The sequence below is a fragment of the Streptomyces sp. NPDC002386 genome, from assembly GCF_053593175.1.
In genome coordinates, this window is record NZ_JBSFBX010000023.1 from 80,007 (window position 1) to 96,813 (window position 16,807).

The following is a 16,807-nucleotide window of genomic DNA, read 5'->3' on the forward strand; positions in this document are numbered from 1 at the left end:
GGTACTAGACCGGTTCACTTCCCTCGCGTTAGGTTGATCCGCGTCGTACACCATCCCGGCCCGTCCTGCCGAAGGAGCCGCATATGAAGGAAACCGTCGAGCTCGCCGAGGGGTGGAGCCTTGAGCACGAGGGGAGGTCCCTGCCCGCCCGGGTTCCCGGCTGCGTCCACACCGACCTGCTCGCCGGCGGCCTGATCCCCGATCCCTTCCTGGGCCTCAACGAGCGCGAAGTGGACTGGGTCGGGCGCCGTGGATGGAGCTACGGCCGGCACCTGGCGGCCGTCGAGACCCGGACCGGGCGCCACGAACGCGCCGACCTCGTCTTCGACGGCCTGGACACCGCCGCGACCATCACGCTGGACGGGAACGAGGTGGGACGCACCCGGAACATGCACCGGCGTCACCGCTTCGACGTCACGGGCCGGCACGGGCGCCTGCGGGTCGACTTCGCCTCCGCCTACGAGGAGGCCGAAGCCGTGCGCGCACTGACCGGCGACCGCCCCAACGTCTACCCGGAGCCGTTCCAGTACATCCGCAAGATGGCCTGCGGCTTCGGCTGGGACTGGGGCCCGACCCTGGTGACCGCGGGCATGTGGCGCCCGGTCCGGCTGGAGCGCTGGTCGACGGCCCGGCTGGCCGACGTGCGCCCCCTGGTGACCGTCGTGGACGGCGCCGGCCGGGTCGAGGTGCGAGTGGAGGTCGAACGCACCTCGGCGGGAGTGGACCGGCCGCTCACCGTGTCCGCCACCGTCGGCGGCGGACACCGGGTCAGGGGCGCGGTGGACGGGACACGCGCCGTGCTCACGCTGGACGTGCCCGGCGTCTCCCCGTGGTGGCCCCGCGGATACGGGGAGCAGCCCCTGTACGACCTGGAGCTGGAGCTCCTGGCGGACGGTCCCGAGGAACCCGTGCTGGACACCTGGTCCCGGCGGATCGGCTTCCGGACCGTGGAACTCGACCGCTCCGCCGACGAGCACGGCACCGGCTTCACCCTCGTGGTGAACGGAGTGAGGGTGTTCACCCGCGGCGTGAACTGGATCCCCGACGACGTCTTCCCGTCGCGGATCACCCCCGAGCGGTACCGAGCCCGGCTGCGCCAGACGGCCGAGGCGGGGGTGGATCTGGTACGGGTCTGGGGCGGCGGGATCTACGAGGACGAGGCCTTCTACGACGCCTGCGACGAGCTGGGCCTGATGGTCTGGCAGGACTTCCTCTTCGCCTGCGCCGCCTACCCGGAGGAGCAGCCGCTGCGCGGCGAGGTCGAGGCGGAGGCCCGCGACAACGTTGTCCGCCTCATGCCGCACCCGAGCCTCGTGCTGTGGAACGGCAACAACGAGAACCTGTGGGGCTTTTGCGACTGGGAGTGGGAGCCCGCGCTGAGGGGCGACTCCTGGGGCGGCGGCTACTACCTCGACCTGCTGCCACGCCTGGTCGCCGAACTCGACCCCACCCGCCCCTACACCGCCGGCAGCCCCTGGTCCGGCTCCTGGGACCACCACCCCAACGACCCGGCCCACGGCACCCACCACTCCTGGGAGGTCTGGAACCGCCGGGACTACGCCGAGTACCGCGATTCGGTGCCCCGCTTCGTCTCGGAGTTCGGCTGGCAGGCACCGCCCGCCATGGCCACCCTGCGGCGCGCGCTGCCCGGTGAACGTCTGGCTCCCGGGTCACCCGGAATGCTGCACCACCAGAAGGCCGAGGACGGCAACGGCAAGCTGAACCGGGGCGTGGAGCGTCACTTCGCCCCGCCCGGCGACGACTTCGACCGCTGGCACTACCTCACCCAGGTCGTGCAGGCCCGCGCCGTCGCCGCCGGGATCGAGCACTGGCGCTCGCACTGGCCGGTGTGCGGCGGCACCATCGTCTGGCAGATCAACGACTGCTGGCCGGTCAGTTCCTGGGCGGCCATCGACGGCGACGGCCGCCCCAAGCCCCTCTACCACGAGCTGCGCAGGGTCTACGCCGACCGCCTGCTGACCCTTCAGCCGGGGGCCGGCGGCCCTGACCTCGCCGTGATCAACCAGTCCGCCGACGCGTGGGACGCACGTGTGACCCTGCGCCGTGTCCGCGCCGACGGCAGCGTGGTCGCGGAACGGGAACTCGCCATGACCGCCGGCGCGCGCGAGGTGCGCCGGGGGTCCGTGCCGCGGGAGCTGGTCCCCGACGCCCGGTCCGCCAAGGAGTTCCTCGTCGCCGACTGCGAGGGCCTGCGGACCGTGTACTTCCCTGTCACCGACAAGGAGTTCGCCTACCCCGAGCCCGGCTACGACGTCGTCGTGGAGTCCTCCGCCGCCGGTGGCGGTAGTGTCGAGGTCGTGGTCACAGCGCACACCCTCGTACGGGATCTTCTCCTGCAGGCCGACCGGCTCGGGCCGGAGGCCACCTGCGACACCGGTCTGCGCACGCTGCTTCCCGGCGAGCGGATCCGCCTGCGGGTGCGGGGCGCCGCCGAGACCGGCGCCAACGCGGTGCGCGCGGCACTCTTCTGCGTGGAACCGGCGTGAGCGCACCCGCCGAACGCGTCACCATCAAGGACGTCGCGGCCGCCGCCGGAGTGTCCAAGGGCGCGGTGTCGCTGGCCTTCAACCACAAGCCGGGGGTCTCCGAGGCCACCCGGGAGCGGATCTTCGCCGCGGCCCGGCGCCTGGGCTGGGCGCCCAACTCCTCGGCCCGCAGCCTGTCCCGGCAGTCGGTCGACACCATCGGTCTCGCCATCTGCCGGCCGGCCCGGCTGCTCGGTCTCGAGCCGTTCTACATGGAGTTCATCTCCGGTATCGAGAGTGTGCTCGCCGAACGCAACTGCTCGCTGCTGCTGCGTCTGGTCGGCTCGCTGGAGGAGGAGATCTCCCTGCAGGAGAGGTGGTGGCGGGAGCGTCAGGTAGGAGGTTCGATCCTCGTCGACTTCCATCAGGAGGACCCGCGCATCGGCCCGCTCCGGAGGATCGGGCTGCCCGCCGTCGCGGTCGGACACCCGGACCTGACCGGCGGCTTCCCCTCGATCTGGACCGACGACGCGAAGGCGGTCGCGGAGGCGGTGCGCTATCTGGCGGCCCTCGGGCACCGGCGCATCGCCCGCGTGGGCGGTCCCACCGGTCTGGGGCACAGCGCCATCCGCGTGAACGCGTTCGAGCGCACGATGGAGGAGCTGGGCCTCGACGGCGGTCTGCATGTGGAGACGGGATTCTCGGGTGAGGAGGGCGCGCGTGCCACCCGCTCGCTGCTGCTGGCCGCCGACCGTCCCACCGCGATCATCTACGACAACGACATCACGGCGGTCGCCGGACTCGGCGTGGCCGCCGAGATGGGCGTCTCCGTGCCGGACGACCTGTCCCTGCTGGCCTGGGACGACTCGCAGCTGTGCCGTCTGACGCATCCGACGCTGTCCGCGATGAGCCATGACGTGCACGGTTTCGGAGCCCAGGTCACGCGGGTGCTGTTCGACGTGCTGGCGGGGCAGGAGGTCCAGTCCCGGCCCGTGGCGACGCCCTCCCTGATGCCGCGGGCGTCGACCGCGCCCCCCGGCGGCTGAGACGGGGCCGGGACCCGCGGGGCGCGGCCCGCCCGCCGCGCCCCGTTCCGCGTCGCGTGCGCGCAGGAGATCCACCCGCATACGCCGTTTCGGCCCCTCGGGCCATTTCCGAGACCGGCTCGGATGTCTCGTTGAACCGGTATAGCGCGATTGCCGAAAGGCGTGGCCCTTGCCTCGGTCGGAGCGGTGTCACGACAGGGCGGGCGCCGAGGTCGGGGCATGCCAGATGCCAGTCGGGGAGGGATATGCGCGGCGCTCGTCCTTTGCTGCTGGAAGGACCCCGTCCTCGGCGTCGCCGGATCCACTAGGGCGTTTAGCGGTTTAGTTCCGCCTGGCTTCCAGCGCTTCGCCCGGGGAAGTCGTCGGCTTGCCGCACGCTCTTCCGGAAACATGTCCGCAAGACCATTGACATGGCCGGGACATCAAGTGCTCTCATATCCATGGCTCCCGGTCCGCGGTCGCAGGCCCACTCCTGCCGGCCGGGGCGCACACGCACCGCTCGGTCTTCGCTGTCGCCCTCCTCGGAGGTAGACAACGTTGTCATCCCCCGTGCGGCCGTAGAGCGTCGCGTCCACAAGCCCCCCGGACGCGGGGCGGACACGTCCGCGCTGACAACACCCCACAGAGGAGCACCATGGCAATGCAACCAAGAAGCACCTCGCGCACCGCGGCCGGTGTCGCGTTCGCCGCCCTACTGGGGCTGCTGATCTCGTTCCTGGCCACGTCCGGCGGCCAGGCCGCGGCCGCACCCACGGGTATCCGTGTCGCCAACGGCAAGGTGACCGAGGCGAACGGCAGCACGTTCGTGATGCGTGGGGTGAACCACGCGTACGCCTGGTACCCGGACCGCACCACCTCCATCGCCGATATCGCGGCCAAGGGCGCCAACACCGTCCGCGTCGTCCTCGGCAGCGGCGACCGGTGGACCCGGACGAGCGCCTCCGAGGTCTCCTCGATCATCGGCCGCTGCAAGGCCGCCAAGGTCATCTGTGTGCTGGAGGTGCACGACACCACGGGGTACGGCGAGGACGGCGCGGCGACCACCCTGGACAGGGCGGCGGACTACTGGATCGGCGTGAAGAGCGCGCTGGAGGGCCAGGAGGACTACGTCGTCGTCGACATCGGCAACGAGCCGTTCGGCAACACGAACTACAGCGCCTGGACCAACGCGACCAAGGCCGCGATCGTCAAGCTCCGCAACGCCGGTCTGCGGCACGCGCTGATGGTGGACGCCCCCAACTGGGGTCAGGACTGGTCCAACACCATGCGGGACAACGCCTCCTCCGTCTTCGCCGCGGACCCCGACCGCAACACGATCTTCTCGATCCACATGTACGGGGTGTACGACACCGCGGCCGAGGTGAGCGGCTATCTGCACGCCTTCACCGACAAGGGCCTGCCCATCGTGGTCGGTGAGTTCGGCAACCGGCACAGCGACGGCGACCCCGACGAGGACGCCATCATGGCGAACGCGCAGTCCCTCGGCGTCGGCTACATCGGCTGGTCCTGGAGCGGCAACGGCGGCGGCGTCGAGTACCTGGACATGGTCAACGGATTCGACGCGAACTCCCTCACCAGCTGGGGCAACCGCTTCTTCAACGGCGCCAACGGCATCGCCGCCACCTCGAAGCGGGCCACCGTCTACGGCGGGGGTTCGGGCACCGGTGGGGGTACGGCCCCGAACGGCTACCCGTACTGCGTCAACGGCGGTTCCTCGGACCCGGACGGCGACGGCTGGGGCTGGGAGAACAACCGGTCCTGCGTCGTGCGGGGCAGCTCGGCGGACACGGGTCCGGGCTCGGGTACGGCGCCGAACGGCTACCCGTACTGCGTCAACGGCGGTTCCTCGGACCCGGACGGCGACGGCTGGGGCTGGGAGAACAACCGGTCCTGTGTGGTCCGGGGCAGCTCCGCCGACCACTGACGACCGAAGCGGTGCCGCCTCCGCTCCGGAAGACGGCACCGCTGCCGTTCGCTCGCCGTCGCCGAAGGGCGCGGACCGGCGCCCGACCGCCACGTGCCCGGCGGCACCGGATCAGCTCAGCAGCCGGCGCTTCTGGGCTTCGAACTCCTCGTCCGTCAGCACCCCTTGCGTCTTGAGGTCGGCCAGCTGCTTGAGCTGATCGATCTTGTTGGTCATGTCGTCGCCCGCCGGCTGCGCGGCGGCGGGCGCGGGCGGCGGCGCCATCTGCTGCTGTTGCTGCGCGTACTGCTGCTGCGCCGCCTGCTGCTGTTCGTACTGCTGTTGCTGCTGCGCGCTGTCCTGCTGCGCCCACCGGCCGGCCTGGCGGCGCGAGACGCGGTTGGACACGGCGGTCGCGGTACCGGCGACGACGGCGGTGCGTGCGACGCCCCTGAGCAGTCCGGGCATGATCGTCAACTCCCAGTGTCGAAAGGGGCGGCCGGTCAGGCGGCCGCGGAACCGCCGGGGGGAACCGTCTCCTCCGTGGCGTCCAGCGCGGCCAGCAGGGCCTGGACGGGGATGCGGCCGCTCGCCACCAGCTGGGCGCCGCTGCGCCGGAGGGCGCGGGCCAGGGGAGCGGCCCACAGGTTCTCGTACACCAGCACCGCGGCGGAGTTGCCGGGTTCCAGCGCGTTGCCCGCCTCTTCGATGTCGCCCTGGTCCAGCACGCCGGCGGAGGCGCCTTCGAAGACGGTCAGGTCCATCTCGTCACCGAGGTCGCGCAGCTCCATCGCGACGACCGAGCCGTCGGTCTCCTTGCGGATGAAGGCCAGGTCGATGACGCGGACGATGCCGCGCTCGGCGAGATCGACCAGCAGCGGGAAGGCCTCACCCGTCATACGGTTGCCGGGGAACTCGATCACGAGGTAGTCGACGGGGCCCATCTCTTCGACGCTTTCCATGACCACTCCTTGGAAGCCGTGTGCGTCCGCCCCCAGCGCCAATTCCAGCACGCGGCGCGGGGCCCCGCACTTCCGAACCCGTACGCGTCAACCGGTGAGCTGGTAGATGCTCTTGCCCACCAGCCAGAACCCCAGCACCAGGCAGAGACTCACCAGCGCCTGGTCCTGATGACCCTCCATCCACGCGCGCAGCCTCAGCAGGCGGGCCTTCGCCGCCGTGGGGGAGAAGAGCACGTACAGCTCCACGGTCAGCAGAGTCGCGGTCGCGAGCAGACAGAAGCCGCACAGGGTGAGCCACGTCGTGACGTGCGAGGTGTCCGCCTCCACCACCGTCGTCGCCCCCGCCGCGACCATGCCCCAGGGCTGCAGCAGCACGGCGAGCCCCGCGGCGGCCCAGGGCGTGCCGCGGTCCATGTGGGCCGTGAGCTTCGAGGACGAGGACTCCTTGGCCGGGGCCGCACCGGCCGCCCGGCGGCGGCGCCGGCGCTCGCCGTAGAAGACCAGCGACAGCCCGATGAGCAGCTTGAGCGCGAGGGCGGCGGTCGAGGGCGGCGACTTGGGCGGTGGCGGCTGCCCGCCGGTGAAGGCGAGGACGATCGCGATCACCGCGACCAGGCAGGCCAGCCAGCTCAGGATGAACACCAGCCCCTTCCACACACCCCTGGCCGACGCCACCACCAGGACGAACGCCATGAGGGGCAGCGGGTCGAGCGTGATGGCCAGGCCGATGAGCAGCAGGTCGAGCACCATGGCGGACCCCCGACGAGTCGGAACACCACGAGAGTAGGCAGGACTCGCCGGAACGACATCTCGTGGGCGTGGACCCGGCCGCCGGAAGCCGTCCCCGGGGTGCCGTACCGGGCGCCGCCCCCCAGGCTGGACCCAGCGAAAGGAGCCACGCCATGCCGACCTCCGCACGGGTGCCGTCGGTGGGCCGGATGGTCGCCTGGGCGAAGGCGGCCCACCGACGGGCGGAGAGCCGGTTCCCGGTGGTCACGCATCTCGCGGACCGCATCGTGTCGGTCAACATCTTCGACTCGGGCACCCGTGTCGCCGCGCAGTGCTTCCTGACCGCGGTCCCGCTGCTCTTCGTCGTCGCGGCCTACGCCCCCTCGGCGGTGCGCCACCAGCTGGTCGCGTCGGTGCGCGAGGTGTTCGGGCTGACGGGCGCGGCCAACGCCGAGCTGGAGAAGGTGTTCGAGCCCACGACGGGCGATCTCCAGCAGGCCACGGGCATCGTGGGCGGGCTGATGGTGCTGCTGTCGGCCACCGCCGTCAGCCGGGCGATGCAGCGCCTGTGCAAACGCGCCTGGGAGATCCCGAGAGCGGGCACCCACATCGCGCCATGGCGGTGGCTGGCGTGGCTCGCCCTGTGGCTCGGGGTCCTGGTGCTCCAGGGCCCCGTACGCGACGGGTTCGGCGTGGGCGCCTGGCTGGGCGTCCCCCTCACGCTCCTCACCCAGACGGGGCTGTGGTGGTGGACCCAGCACCTGCTGCTCGGCGGGCTGATCGGCTGGAAGCCCCTGCTGCCGGGCGCCGTGCTCACGGCGGCCGTGCTCACCGTGCTGTCGGTGACCGCGCGCCTGTACATGCCGCGGGCGCTGAACCGCGCCCTGGCCGAATACGGTCCGGCCGGCTCCGTCTTCGTGCTGCTGTCCTGGCTGATCGTGGTCTGCGTCGCGGGAGCCGTCAGCATCAGCGTCGGCGCCGTCCTCGCCCAGGAGCCGTTCCTGGCGCACCGCCTCGGCAGCCCGCCGTCCCCGCGGGACCGCGACCCGCGGACCGCCTGAGGCGCGGCCGCGCGAGAAGTTCACCGGGCGTCGCCCGTTCGGCCCCGTCCACCGCGCGCAGGGCCCACCACCACTCGCCCGTCCGGTCTACCCAGCGCGCGTGGAACCCGCGGGCCTGACGCAATGGGGATGTTCAGGCCCCTACCCCGCCGGAGGCCCACGTGCCCGCCTCACCCGACCCGCACGGACCCGGCCCCGACCCCCGCAACCCTGGCCAGGAACCCCCCACGCCGGGCCCCGGCCCCGATCGTCCCGACTCGCACGCCTCCGGCCCCCCGGCGCGCGAGGACGGGCCCGGCGCCGGCCGGCGTCCGCCCGGCGGGCCTCCCGGACCTCCCGGACCCCCCGGACCGGGGACCGGCGGTGGGGGCGGGGCGCGGCGGGGCCGGAGCGCGGGGCATGTGGCGCGTGCCGTCGCCTCGGCCGTGCTGATCGTGCTGACCTGCGTCCTGGTGCCGGTCGCGCTGCTCGCCACCTGGGTGCACGACATCGTGCTCGACACCGACCGCTACGTGGCCACGGTCGATCCGCTGGCCACCGACCCGGCGATCCAGGACGCCGCGGTGCACCGGATCACCGACGCCGTCGGCGCGCGGGTGGACGGTCAGCGGGCCGCCGCGGACATCGCCTCCTGGCTGCAGTCCCAGGGCCTGCCGCCGCGCGCCGCCGACGCCGTCAGGGGACTGGGGCCGCAGCTCGACGCCGCCGTCAACCAGGCCGTCACGAAGACCGCCACCCGCGTCGTGCGGAGCGACGCCTTCGCCACGGTGTGGAACACCGCCAACCGCGCCGCCCACAACGCCGTCGTGCACGCCCTCACCGGCCAGGGACGCGGCGCGGTCGGCGTCAGCGACGGCACGGTCACCCTGGACGTGGGCACGGCCGTCGACCGGGTCAAACAGGAGCTGGTGAACGCCGGGCTGAAGCCCGCCGACAAGATCCCGCAGGTGAACAAGCAGCTGGTGCTGTTCCACTCCGACGAACTCGCCAAGTTCCGCAAGGCCGCCCACCTGCTCGACGTCGTCGGCAACTGGTTCCCGGTGCTCGTCGTGGTCCTCGGCGCCGCCGGGGTGTTCCTGGCCCGCCGCCGCCGAAGGGCCCTCGCGCGCACCGCGCTGGGCGCCGCCCTCGCCTGCCTGGTGGTCGCCATCGCCCTGGCCGTGGCCCGCCACTACTACCTCGGCCATCTGCCGCCCCAGGTGCAGTCGAAGGCCGCCGCCGAGGCCGTCTTCGACACCCTGGTGCACTTCCTGCGGATCAGCCTGCGCACGGCCGTCGTCCTCGGCGTCGTCATCGCGCTCGGTGCCTACTTCGTCGGACCCGGCCGGCTGCCCGTGGCCGTCCGCGGCGCGTCCGACCACACGGCCGACTCCGCCGCGCGCTGGGCGGCCGCCCACCACATCAGCACCGGACGGGTCGGCGGCTGGGCACTGGCCTACCGCCGGATCATCACCCTCGTCGTCCTGCTGATCATCGCGCTGGTCTTCGCGCTCTGGAACCATCCGACCGTACTCACGGTCCTGCTGCTGGTCCTGGTGCTGCTGGGCGTCCTCGCGGTGCTCGCGCTGCTCGCCGCGTCCGGCCGAACCCAGCTCCGCACCGGACCCGGGGCGGCGCACCCGCCCGCGGACCGGACCTGACCGGCACCGCTCCCGCGGCCCGTTTCCCGGGACCCGGCGGGGACGAAGCCCATGGGCCGCCCGGCCCGACCCCGCGCGAACTGCGCGGGGACAAGAACACTGCGATGCTGATCGTGGAGAGCAAGCGTTCATCGGCTGTCGGACGGGGGTGATGACCCCGTGGCTGCGAGACACGAGAACACACGGGGACCAGCCGTCGGGTACGTCGACCCGCTGGGAGAGCCGTTTCTGCAGACCCGTTTCGCCCTGCCCGCCAGGCCGGCCACCTTCCTGCGCCGGCGGCGGCTGACCGAGCACCTCGACCAGGCGCTCGGCACCCCGCTGACCATGGTCAACGGCTCGGCGGGCGCCGGCAAGACCCTGCTGGTCGCGGACTGGGCCGCCCGGCTCGGGCAGCCGGTCGCCTGGTTCACCAACGAGGCGGACGACCAGGGCTGCGGCGTGTTCTGGGCCTACGTCCTCCAGGCACTGCGCGCCGCCGGGGTCCCGCTGCCCGCCGAGATCGGCTGCCCCGGGGACGCCGGCCGGGTGGAGCACACCCTGCTGGCCCGCCTCGCCGACGAGCTGAGCGGACGGGTACGCCCCGCCGTCCTCGTGCTCGACGAGTTCGACCGGGTGACCGACCCGCGGATCGCGGAGCAACTGGAGTTCGTCCTGCACCACGCCGGCCCGGGACTGCGCCTGATCCTCGTCACCCGCACCGAGCCGCTGCTGCCGCTGCACCGGTACCGGGCCGCCGCGGCCATGACCGAGATCCGGGACGCCGAGCTGGCCTTCACCGCCGACGAGGCCGCCGCCCTCCTGGAGCGGCACGGCCTGCGGCTCTCCACCGAGGCCACCCGGGCCCTGGTGGAGCGCACCCGGGGCTGGGCCGCCGGGCTGCGGCTGTGCGCCATGGCCGCCCAGCAGCGTCCGGACCCCGAGACGTACCTGGCGGACTTCGAGGCGGGCCGGAGCACGATCGCCGACTTCCTCCTCGCCGAGGTGCTGAAGCGGCAGCCGGCCCGGACCCAGGACCTGCTGCTGGGCGTCAGCGTCATGGAGCGGTTCTGCCCGGAACTGGCCGAGGCGCTGACCGGCACCGGAGGTGTCGAGCCGGAGCTGGCCGGACTGCACACCCAGAACGCGTTCGTGGAGGATCTCGGGCACTCCTGGTACCGGCTGCATCCACTGTTCGGCGAGATCCTCCGGACCCATCTGCGGGTCCGCTCGCCCGGCCTCGAACCGGAGCTCCACCGGCGCGCCGCGCGCTGGCTGCGCGCCTCCGGTTCCCTGCCGGAGGCGCTCGCGCACGGCGCCGCCGCGGGCGACTGGGAGTTCACCACCCGTGCCCTCGTCGACGACCTGGCGATAGGCCAGCTCTTCGCCGGTCTGCGCGCGGACGACCTCACCGAGCTGTTCGCCCGGATGGGACCCGAGGTCCCGGGTGCCGCGGCGGAGCTGGTGCGCGCCGCGCGCGATCTGTCGGGGCGCGACGTGGAGCGCGGCCTGAGCCATCTGCGCCGGGCCGAGGACGGCCTGCGCGCCGAGGACGGCAGGGATCCCGGCGAGGTGCCGTCCGACGCGGCGGGCCGGCTGAGCTGCGTCCTGCTGGAGGCCCTCGCGGCGCGGCTGACCGGAGCGCCCGGCCGGGCCGAGAGGGCGGTGGCGGAGGCCGCGCGACTGCGCGACGAGGTCCCCGCCGACCTCCTTCGGAAGCATCCCGAACTCACCGCCCTGCTGCTCACCCATCTGGGTTCCGCCCGGCTGTGGGCCGGCCGCTTCGACGACGCGCGCGACGCCCTGACCGAGGCGGCCGGCTGTCCCGGCGGCGCGGCGACGGCGCTGCCCCGGGAGGACTCCCTCGGACACCTGGCCCTGATCGACTACCTGAACGGCTGGCCGGGCAGGGCGGAACGCCAGGCGCTGGCCGCGCTGAACGAGACGGAGCAGTTCGGTCTGGGGCGGCCCTCGGGCCCCGGGCTGGCACAACTGGTTCTGGCCGCCGTGGCCGTGGAACGCGACGACCTCGCGCGCGCCCGGGGCCTGCTGGACGAGACGGCCGGCTCCGGGGCCGTCCCGCTCGACCCGGTGACCGCGGCCGGCCGGGCCCTCGCGACGGCGCGGCTGCTGCTGGCGCGGGGCGAGCCGCGGGCCGCCTCGGCCGTGGCCGACCCCGCCGTACCGGCCCTGACGGCCTCCCCCTGGGCGGAGGTGCACACCGCGCTGGTCACCGCCGCTGCCCATCTGGCCGAGGGCCGGCCGGACTCCGCCGCGAAGGTGCTGGACGAGGTGCCGTACGACGGCGAGCCGGCCTACGCGGCGGAGCTGGCCGGGGCCCAGCTCGCGGCCGGCGACCGCGACGCGGCGATCGGCATCCTCGACCGGGTGAGCGACTGGGAACGCACCGGCCCCGGCGTCACCGTCCGGGCCGCGCTGGTGCGCGCGCGGGCGGCGCAGGAGGAGGGGGACGACACCACCGCCCGCAAACTGCTCGCCCGGGCGCTGCTGGACGCCCGCGGGGAACGGCTGCGGCGCCCCTTCCTGGAGGCCGGGCCGCGGATCCGGCACCTCCTGGACACCCCGCCCCTGCAGGCCCTGGCCGCCGGCTGGCTGATCTCCGGCGGTCCCGCGGCGCGGGCCCGTCCGGGCGCGGCCGTGGAGCCCGCGCCGCTGGTCGTCGAGGAGCTGAGCGGACGTGAGCGCGAAGTGCTGTGCCGGCTCGCCCAGATGATGTCCACGGAGGAGATCGCCGCCGACCTGTACGTGTCGGTCAACACCGTGAAGACCCACCTCAAGAGCGTCTACCGGAAACTCGGCGTGAACCGGCGCGGCGACGCGGTACGGCGAGCCCGCGAACGCGGACTGATCTGACCCGGCTGACGACTGTGAGGTGGAGACCTTGAGACACTGGCGAGCGCTGATGGTGCTGGGCACGGCCCAGTTCCTCATGGTGCTGGACACGTCCGTCATGAACGTCTCCATCAGCCGGCTGGTCGAGGACTTCGACACCGAGGTCACCGCCATCCAGGCCGTCATCACCCTCTACGCGCTGGTCATGGCGGCATTCATGATCATCGGGGGCAGGCTCGGCGACATCCACGGCCGCCGCCGTCTCTTCCTCCTCGGTCTCGTCGTGTACGGCACCGGGTCGGCCGTGACGGCCCTGGCGCCCACGCTGTGGGTCCTCGCCCTGGGCTGGTCCGTCATCGAGGGACTCGGTGCCGCGATGGTGCTGCCGGCCATGGCGGCCCTGGTCGCCGAGTCCTACCGCGGCAAGGACCGGGCGGTCGCCTACGGCGTGATCGGCGGGCTGGCCGGTGCCGGCATCGCGGTCGGACCGCTCCTGGGCGGCTGGGTGACCACGTACCTGACGTGGCGGCTGGTCTTCGCGGGCGAGGTCGTGGTCGTCATCGCCGTCCTGCTCTGCCACCGGGTGATCACGGAGTCGCGCCGCACCGGACCCGCGCCCCGCATGGACGTGGTCGGCGCGGTGCTCTCGGCGGCCGGCCTGGCGCTGGGCGTGCTCGGGGTGCTCCAGAGCAGCACCTGGGGCTGGGTGCAGCCACGCAATCCGCCCTTCACCGTCCTCGGCTTCGCGCCGACCCTGTTCGTCATCGGCGCCGGGGTGGCCCTGCTGTCCCTCTTCGTGCACTGGGACCGCGCGCGGGAGGCCAGGGGCGCCGACCCGCTGGTGCACCTGGCGCTGTTCCGGATCCCGCCCCTGCGATCCGGACTGCTGACCCTGCTGAGCCAGAACCTGATCCTGCTCGGGCTGTTCTTCACGATCCCCCTGTACCTGCAGGTGGTGCAGGGATTCGACGCCTTCCAGACGGGGCTGCGGCTGCTGCCGGTGTCCGTCACGATGCTCGTCACGTCGCTGACCGCCGCCCGGCTGGGCCGGACCCTCGGGCCGCGCCGGGTCGTGCGGCTGGCCCTGCTGACGCTGACGGTCTCCATCGTGTGGCTGCTGGCCACCATCGATCCGGTCATCGACGACGCGCAGTTCGCCGCCGCGATGGCCGTGCTCGGCATCGGCATGGGCCTGCTCGCCTCGCAGCTCGGCAACGTCGTGCAGTCCAGTGTGGGCGAGGAGGAGCGCAGCGAGGTCGGCGGTCTGCAGTTCACCGCCCAGAACCTCGGCTCGGCGCTCGGCACCGCGCTCATCGGGTCGATGCTGATCGGAGCGCTGGCACACGCGTTCACCACGGACGTGGAGAATGATCCGCTGCTGTCCGCGCAGACCAAGCAGCAGACCGGCGTGGCCCTCGAAGCCGGGCTCACCTTCGTGCCCACGGACCAGGTGCGCTCGGCGGCCCAGCACGCCGGGCTGCCCCCGGCCGAGGTCGACGCCATCACCGACACCTACGCCTCGGCGCAGCTCGACGGCCTGAGGGCGGCGATCCTCGCCACGGGTGCGATCACCCTGGCGAGCTTCCTCGTCACCCCCCGTCTGCCGACCGCGCCGAAGCGCGGGACCGAGCGGCCGGAGCACGGCGCTCCGGCCGGCGCCACCGGCCCGGTGGAGTGAGCGCGAAAGGATGTGCCGATGTCCTCGACCCGCCCGACCGCGGCAGGGACGCAGCGTGCCGGCCGCCGCACGCACGCCGACTACACGGGGGCCGTCTACGGATCGATGCTCGCCGCCTCGGTGGTCATCGGCGCCGGCGGGCTCGGCAAGTTCCCCCGGGTGCAGCTCGTGCTGCTGCTGGTGCTCACCGGTCTCGTCTTCTGGGTCGGGCACGTCCACGCCCAGCTGTTCGGCGCCCGGCTCGCGCAGCGGTCGCTGACCGGGCCGGCCGTCGCGCGGGTGTGCCGGGAGGAGTGGCCGATCGTCGAGGCGGCCGTCCCGCCGGCCCTCGCCGTCGCGGTGAGCCCGCTGCTGGGGCTGGACGTGGCGGGGGCCGTGTGGCTCGCGGTGGCGGTCGCCGTGGCCGGCCAGGTGGGCTGGTCGGCGGTCGGCGCCCGGCAGGCGGGGGCCTCCTGGCGGCTGGTGTCGGTCACCGCGGTGGTCAATCTGCTGCTCGGGCTGGTGATCATCGCTTTCAAGCTGGCGCTGACCCACTGACGTACCCGCCCCCGTCCGGTGTCCCGGGCCGCCGCCGGCCGTATCACCTGTGCCGGGTGAGGCCCCGGGCCCCGGGGGCGGAGCACGATCGCAGGTGAGACCGCAGGCGGCCCGCGGCGGGAGTACGGCACATGCGCTACGAGATCCGCGTCGATGGACACATGTCGGAGACCCTGACCAAGGCCTTCCCCGAACTCGAACATGTGATGATGTCCGGCCAGACGGTTCTGTTCGGCCGGATCATCGACCAGGCGCATCTCTACGGGCTGCTGGTCCGCTGCCAGTCCCTGGGACTGCGGGTGGTGGAGATGCGGCAACTCCCCGAGTGAGGGCCGCGGTTCCCGCCCCTGGCACGCCGCCCGGACCCGACCCGCCCCCACCTGCGATCCGCCGCCTCGGCCGCCGGCTCACGGATCCGCCGCCTCGGTCCGCCGGCTCACAGATCGGCCGCCTCGATCCGCCCCGAGCGCGCGGCCTCGCCCAGCGCCGCGAAGTCCCGCTCGTTCTGGTCCGCGTACGCCTGTGCGAAGTGCTGCAGCGCGCGGTCGAACCGGTCCCCGCCGCCGAGGTAGGCGGCGATGGCGACGGGGTCGCCGGAGCGGGCGTGGGCCCGGGCCAGCGAGGCCCCGCACACCTGGCCGAACAGGTTCAGCAGAGCCGGATCCATGGTCTCGGGCCGGACGATGCCCTTCCAGTCCAGCAGTTGGCGCACGTAGAAGTCCCGGCCCCGTCCGTCGAGGCCGATGACATGGGTCCAGCCCAGGAAGATGTCGCTGGTCGTCTGGATGAGCCGCTGACCGGCCACCACCCGGTGGCCCTGGTTGCCGTACCGCTCGCCGTCCGAGTACGGCGCGAGCACCGACTCCTGGGCCTCCTTGGCCTGCAGCAGCAGGGGATCGTCGTCGTCCCGGCCGAGCAGCAGCAGGATCCAGCAGCGGGTGCCGACGCTGCCCACGCCCACCACCTTGCGGGCGACGTCCACCAGCCGGTAGTGGCCCAGGAGATGCCTCCGCTCCGACGGCAGCGTGCGCGCGTACTCCTCCAGCAGCGACTGCAGGTACCGGTCCTCCTGCTCCGCCGGTCTGCCCGCCGCCAGGTCCCGCAGGGGGGTGATCAGCGGCGGGTCCGCCGTGATCAGCCGCCCCTGCGGCGTCAGCGTGGTCAGCTTGGCGAAGGCCTGCATGTGGGTGCGCGAGCGGGCGCGTGCGGTCGCCTGCGCGGTACGGCGCCTGCCCTCCTTGTCCATCGAGGAGGCCAGCAGTTCCCGCATCCGGTCGGCGTCGTCCTGCGCGTACCAGATGTCGAGCGTGCGCATGCGGGCGAACTCCCGCATCCGCTCCCGGTACGACCCCACACAGCGGAGCACCGCAGCGTTCTGCTCCCCGGCCGAGAAGCCGTTGGCCCGCCCCGCTATGACGAAGCTGGTGGCCAGCCGCTTGACGTCCCACTCGAACGGGCCCGGGAAGGTCTCGTCGAAGTCGTTGATGTCGAAGACGAGATGACGTTCGGGTGAGGCCAGCAGCCGGAAGTTCAGCAGGTGGGCGTCACCGCACAGTTGCACCTGGAGCCCGGTGCCGGGCAGGGGGCCGAGATCGGCCGCCATGACCGCGGCGGCGCCGCGGTAGAAGCGGAACGGCGACTCGAGCATCCGGCCGTAGCGGATCGGCACCAACTCCGGTACCCGCGTGGCCGACTGACGTGCCAGTACGTCGATCACGTCCGGCCGGTCCGGCGCGGGCTCGAGGACGCCGTGGCCCGAACGCGGCACACGGGAGCGGGCGTTCTTGCCCCGGGCCGTGCGGTCGGCCGGCGACAGGGAGACGGTGACGGCACTCGGTGCGGTGCTCCTGCGCGCGCAGGTACCCGATGTAGCCGCTGAGCATGAGCGCGGGTACGCCGGGTGCCCAGAGGAAGGCGAGGCCGCCGACGGCGG

General features: G+C 73.0%; 13 protein-coding genes. 9 read left to right on the plus strand and 4 right to left on the minus strand.

Annotated elements, in window-relative coordinates; translation table 11 throughout:
* Positions 1-83: 83 nt before the first annotated feature.
* The 3 genes from ACWCPN_RS32945 to ACWCPN_RS32955 all read left to right on the plus strand — a co-directional run bounded on the left by ACWCPN_RS32945 (position 84) and on the right by ACWCPN_RS32955 (position 5,456).
* Positions 84-2,507, plus strand: a complete 2,424-nt coding sequence (locus ACWCPN_RS32945; protein WP_451213832.1) for a glycoside hydrolase family 2 protein — start codon at positions 84-86, stop codon at positions 2,505-2,507.
* On the plus strand, positions 2,504-3,532 hold the full coding sequence (locus ACWCPN_RS32950; protein ID WP_365129819.1) for a LacI family DNA-binding transcriptional regulator: 1,029 nt from the start codon (positions 2,504-2,506) through the stop codon (positions 3,530-3,532). The genes ACWCPN_RS32945 and ACWCPN_RS32950 overlap by 4 nt, the downstream gene beginning before the upstream one ends.
* A gap of 640 nt (positions 3,533-4,172) precedes the next feature.
* Positions 4,173-5,456 (plus strand): cellulase family glycosylhydrolase, encoded by a 1,284-nt coding sequence (locus ACWCPN_RS32955; RefSeq protein ID WP_451213836.1) that lies wholly within the window; start codon positions 4,173-4,175, stop codon positions 5,454-5,456.
* A 111-nt stretch (positions 5,457-5,567) separates the two neighbouring features.
* On the opposite strand, the gene ACWCPN_RS32960 is transcribed toward ACWCPN_RS32955, so the two are convergent.
* The 3 genes from ACWCPN_RS32960 to ACWCPN_RS32970 form a co-directional block, all read right to left on the minus strand.
* A complete protein-coding gene (locus ACWCPN_RS32960; protein ID WP_451213839.1) occupies positions 5,568-5,903 on the minus strand; it encodes an SHOCT domain-containing protein in 336 nt (111 codons plus the stop codon).
* 35 nt (positions 5,904-5,938) lie between these two features.
* A complete protein-coding gene (locus ACWCPN_RS32965; RefSeq protein ID WP_392292384.1) occupies positions 5,939-6,397 on the minus strand; it encodes a DUF6325 family protein in 459 nt (152 codons plus the stop codon).
* 87 nt (positions 6,398-6,484) lie between these two features.
* Positions 6,485-7,147 (minus strand): GAP family protein, encoded by a 663-nt coding sequence (locus ACWCPN_RS32970; RefSeq protein WP_451213842.1) that lies wholly within the window; start codon positions 7,145-7,147, stop codon positions 6,485-6,487.
* A gap of 152 nt (positions 7,148-7,299) precedes the next feature.
* On the opposite strand from ACWCPN_RS32970, the gene ACWCPN_RS32975 reads away from it, so the two are divergent.
* The 6 genes from ACWCPN_RS32975 (at position 7,300) to ACWCPN_RS33000 (ending at position 15,203) form a co-directional block, all read left to right on the plus strand.
* Positions 7,300-8,187 carry a YhjD/YihY/BrkB family envelope integrity protein gene (locus ACWCPN_RS32975; RefSeq protein WP_451213845.1) on the plus strand — a complete coding sequence of 296 codons (888 nt, stop codon included), beginning with the start codon at positions 7,300-7,302 and terminating at the stop codon, positions 8,185-8,187.
* A gap of 401 nt (positions 8,188-8,588) precedes the next feature.
* A complete protein-coding gene (locus tag ACWCPN_RS32980) occupies positions 8,589-9,827 on the plus strand; it encodes a hypothetical protein (protein ID WP_451213848.1) in 1,239 nt (412 codons plus the stop codon).
* A 159-nt stretch (positions 9,828-9,986) separates the two neighbouring features.
* On the plus strand, positions 9,987-12,680 hold the full coding sequence (locus tag ACWCPN_RS32985) for a LuxR C-terminal-related transcriptional regulator (RefSeq protein WP_451213851.1): 2,694 nt from the start codon (positions 9,987-9,989) through the stop codon (positions 12,678-12,680).
* 28 nt (positions 12,681-12,708) lie between these two features.
* Positions 12,709-14,337 (plus strand): MFS transporter, encoded by a 1,629-nt coding sequence (locus tag ACWCPN_RS32990; protein WP_451213854.1) that lies wholly within the window; start codon positions 12,709-12,711, stop codon positions 14,335-14,337.
* 18 nt (positions 14,338-14,355) lie between these two features.
* Complete coding sequence (locus ACWCPN_RS32995) at positions 14,356-14,874, plus strand: hypothetical protein (protein ID WP_451213857.1); 519 nt, start codon at positions 14,356-14,358, stop codon at positions 14,872-14,874.
* A gap of 131 nt (positions 14,875-15,005) precedes the next feature.
* Positions 15,006-15,203 carry a hypothetical protein gene (locus ACWCPN_RS33000; RefSeq protein WP_199212668.1) on the plus strand — a complete coding sequence of 66 codons (198 nt, stop codon included), beginning with the start codon at positions 15,006-15,008 and terminating at the stop codon, positions 15,201-15,203.
* A 107-nt stretch (positions 15,204-15,310) separates the two neighbouring features.
* On the opposite strand, the gene ACWCPN_RS33005 is transcribed toward ACWCPN_RS33000, so the two are convergent.
* Positions 15,311-16,690 (minus strand): DUF2252 domain-containing protein, encoded by a 1,380-nt coding sequence (locus tag ACWCPN_RS33005; RefSeq protein ID WP_451213863.1) that lies wholly within the window; start codon positions 16,688-16,690, stop codon positions 15,311-15,313.
* Positions 16,691-16,807: the final 117 nt, after the last annotated feature.

Bases quoted from the DNA above. Each gene is read 5' to 3' on its own strand.
- ACWCPN_RS32945 (WP_451213832.1), top strand. From the start codon at position 84: ATGAAGGAAACCGTCGAGCTCGCCGAGGGGTGGAGCCTTGAGCACGAG.
- ACWCPN_RS32955 (WP_451213836.1), top strand. From the start codon at position 4,173: ATGCAACCAAGAAGCACCTCGCGCACCGCGGCCGGTGTCGCGTTCGCC.
- ACWCPN_RS32960 (WP_451213839.1), bottom strand. From the start codon at position 5,903: ATGCCCGGACTGCTCAGGGGCGTCGCACGCACCGCCGTCGTCGCCGGT.
- ACWCPN_RS32965 (WP_392292384.1), bottom strand. From the start codon at position 6,397: ATGGAAAGCGTCGAAGAGATGGGCCCCGTCGACTACCTCGTGATCGAG.
- ACWCPN_RS32970 (WP_451213842.1), bottom strand. From the start codon at position 7,147: ATGGTGCTCGACCTGCTGCTCATCGGCCTGGCCATCACGCTCGACCCG.
- ACWCPN_RS32975 (WP_451213845.1), top strand. From the start codon at position 7,300: ATGCCGACCTCCGCACGGGTGCCGTCGGTGGGCCGGATGGTCGCCTGG.
- ACWCPN_RS32995 (WP_451213857.1), top strand. From the start codon at position 14,356: ATGTCCTCGACCCGCCCGACCGCGGCAGGGACGCAGCGTGCCGGCCGC.
- ACWCPN_RS33000 (WP_199212668.1), top strand. From the start codon at position 15,006: ATGCGCTACGAGATCCGCGTCGATGGACACATGTCGGAGACCCTGACC.